This is a genomic window from Frankia sp. CcCS3 (assembly GCF_977927575.1).
In genome coordinates this window covers 8983-9560 of record NZ_CDWRCL010000167.1, presented here as the reverse complement: position 1 = coordinate 9560, position 578 = coordinate 8983, and positions in this window count along the sequence as shown.

Genomic DNA, 578 nt, shown 5'->3' with positions numbered 1-578 from the left:
GGCCTGCACGGTGATGCGGACCGGACGGTATGACGGACTCGTGAATCCATGGTCACCTCGTCCGAGATGGGTGCCGGAACCGCCATGATGGGGGCCCGTGCCCCGAGGTCGGAGCCGTCGGGATCGTCCGATCCCGGCAAGATATCCGATTTTACACGGATGTTCGGTTCGTTCAGGTTGTCTCGCCCGCCCGGGTCCTTCGCTGCGTCAAGGGGACGTAATGAAGTAACAAATACGTGATCGAGAGCATCATCGCAGGTCACAGGCCTGTGGAGGGTTCGAAACGCGCAAGTTATTTCATTTCGACTCCCAAGGCCATCCGTTTTGCAAAGCTATCTATTTTGTGGGAGCCCCCCGGTTCGCCGGGGTGACCGGGATCCGGGGTGGCGGCCGGCGCTTGGGCTCCTGTGGAGCAACCGGAGTCGGTTGGTGACCGACGTCACGGTCGGCGTCGGCCATGGATTACCAGATCTTTACCGGTCCTGTGTAGCTGTGGGTGGCCGATACTAGAGACGCTTGACACTCGAATACCAGTCGTCATGCTCACGTGATAAGGGTTGAATTGTCCATAGGAGTCG